The 2,770-nt window shown below is 44.8% G+C and carries 2 protein-coding genes; both read left to right on the forward strand.

Annotated elements, in window-relative coordinates; all coding sequences use genetic code 11:
* Positions 1–1,891, forward strand: a 1,891-nt coding sequence (locus tag IQ229_RS22575) for a preprotein translocase subunit SecA (RefSeq protein ID WP_194047590.1), incomplete at its 5' end; no start/stop codon positions are given.
* Positions 1,892–1,998: 107 nt separating this feature from the next.
* Positions 1,999–2,457: a retroviral-like aspartic protease family protein gene (locus tag IQ229_RS22580; RefSeq protein WP_194047591.1), complete on the forward strand. Its 459-nt coding sequence runs from the start codon at positions 1,999–2,001 to the stop codon at positions 2,455–2,457.
* Positions 2,458–2,770 lie beyond the last annotated feature (313 nt).

The raw sequence follows: 2,770 nt of genomic DNA on the forward strand, positions 1-2,770 counted from the left end.
AAATTACATCGTCCGCAATGGTGAAGTAGTAATTGTGGATGAATTTACCGGTCGGGTGCTAGCCGGACGGCGTTGGAGTGATGGATTACACCAGGCGATTGAAGCGAAAGAACACGTAGAGATTCAGCCAGAAACTCAAACTCTCGCGACAATTACTTACCAAAATATGTTCTTGCTGTATCCAAAACTCGGTGGAATGACAGGAACGGCAAAAACCGAAGAACCAGAATTTGAAAAAATTTACAAACTCGAAGTTGCGGTAATTCCCACCAACCGCGATCGCAGACGCGAAGATTTATCTGATATGGTCTTTAAGACAGAAGCAGGTAAGTGGGGGGCGATCGCTAGAGAATGTGCCGAAATGCACGAACTTGGTAGACCTGTATTAGTGGGAACCACGAGTGTAGAAAAATCCGAACTTCTCAGTCGGCTATTGAAAGAATTGGCGATTCCTCACGAATTACTTAACGCCCGTCCTGAAAACGTCGAGCGTGAGGCGGAAATCGTCGCCCAAGCAGGACGCAAAGGTGCTGTTACTATTGCTACCAATATGGCTGGTAGAGGTACAGACATCATCCTGGGTGGTAACTCCGAATATATGGCACGTCTAAAGCTGCGGGAATACTTTATGCCCCGGATTGTCATGCCAGAAGATGAAGATGCCTTTGGCGTTCAAAGAGCAGCCGGATTGCCTACAGGACATGGTGGTGGTCAAGGCTTTGTCCCTGGAAAGAAAGTCAAAACTTGGCGGGCTTCACCAGAAATTTTCCCCACCCAGTTGACAAAAGAAACCGAAAAACTACTCAAAGATGCAGTAGAAATTGCAGTGCGTGAGTATGGTGAACGCAGTTTACCCGAATTGGAAGCTGAAGAAAAGGTAGCTGTAGCCGCAGAAAAAGCCCCCATTGATGACCCTGTAATTCAGAAATTGCGGGAAGCTTACAACCGCGTCAAACAGGAATACGAACAATTTACTACCCGCGAACATGATGAAGTAGTGGGAATCGGCGGTTTGCACGTAATTGGTACAGAACGCCATGAATCGCGGCGGATTGATAACCAGTTGCGCGGACGTGCAGGAAGACAAGGCGACCCTGGAACCACAAGATTCTTCCTCAGTTTAGAGGATAACCTACTGCGGATTTTTGGTGGCGATCGCGTTGCTGGGTTAATGAATGCCTTCCAAGTGGAAGAAGATATGCCTATCGAATCTGGGATGCTTACCCGCAGTTTGGAAGGCGCACAGAAAAAAGTTGAAACCTACTACTACGACATTCGGAAGCAGGTGTTTGAGTATGACGAGGTGATGAATAATCAACGTCGTGCTATTTACGCCGAACGCCGCCGAGTTTTAGAAGGTCAAGATTTGAAAGAACAGGTGATTAAATACGCTGAAAAAACGATGGATGACATCGTTGACTACTACATCAACATAGACTTGCCCTCGGAAGAGTGGGAGTTAGAAAAGTTGGTTGAGAAAGTCAAAGAGTTCGTCTATTTGCTAGCGGATTTACAAGCGAGTCAATTAGAAGATATCACAGTCAGCGAAATTAAAGCCTTCCTCCACGAACAGGTACGAATTGCTTACGACCTCAAAGAAGCGCAGATTGACCAAGTTCAACCTGGACTAATGCGCCAAGCTGAACGCTTCTTTATCTTGCAACGCATTGATACATTGTGGCGGGAACACTTGCAACAAATGGATGCCTTGCGCGAATCAGTGGGATTACGCGGTTATGGGCAAAAAGATCCGCTGATTGAATACAAGAGCGAGGGGTATGAATTGTTCTTGGATATGATGGTTAACATTCGCCGAGATGTGGTGTACTCGTTGTTCATGTTCCAGCCGCAGCCGCAGCAGATGGCGCAGGCTTCGTCTGAGATGGTGTAGTAGCGGATATATTACGCAGAAACGACGCAAAGGCGCAGAGAGTGCTTTTGCGTCTTTGTGTTTTCAGGCATCTCTCAAAAATATTTTGTTTTCAGGAGTTTGCTGAAATGGGTAAGTTGATACTACCAAATCTTCAGGGTAAGCAAATGGGGCAAGTAATAGTTACCCTCACTGTGACTAATCGAATTGATCAAGTTTTGGCTCAACGAGGCTTTATTTCTCCAGAGGAAGTTCGGTCTTGTATTTTGGATAATGTTTTAGTTGATACGGGCGCAACTTTGCTGTGTTTACCTGCGAACATTATTAGTCAACTAGGTTTAGTCCAAGGTGGAGAAGCCCAGGTAGAGACTGCGGCTGGAGTGCAGCAGGGGCGGATTTTCCGAGATGTTGAACTTAGTATTGGAGAACGTCAAGGAACCTTTGATTGTCTGGAACTCACAGAAGTACCTTATGCCCTTTTGGGTGTGACGCCAATGGAAGTTTTAGGGTTAGAACCAGACCTTAAAAATCGGAAGTTGCGGGTTTTACCGATGAATTCAGAGCAAACTTATCTGAGTGTATTGTAAGCGATCGTATGTTTTATGCTGAAAGCTGGTACTCAGTTTTTCAGATATCTGTTATAACCGATAATTAAGTTATGTCTCTGTTAAGAGTAGGTTATATAATAGAAAACATTGATTATGAGCAAATCTATCAACTGACATTCCGTAAACAAGGGAGCATCCCAGTTTTTTGCAAAGAGGGCGAAAATCAGTCAGTCTAAGTAAGACGAGTGTATTTATCTACCGATGACTCCAGAAAAAAAGCAAGCACTTCAAGAACATATTCAGGCGAACGCTAAAATATTGTACGAAGACACATCACCAGAAAGGCTAACTA

This window comes from Nostoc cf. edaphicum LEGE 07299 (genome assembly GCF_015207245.1).
GTDB lineage: Bacteria > Cyanobacteriota > Cyanobacteriia > Cyanobacteriales > Nostocaceae > Nostoc > Nostoc edaphicum_B.

Bases quoted from the DNA above. Each gene is read 5' to 3' on its own strand.
- IQ229_RS22580 (WP_194047591.1), top strand. From the start codon at position 1,999: ATGGGTAAGTTGATACTACCAAATCTTCAGGGTAAGCAAATGGGGCAA.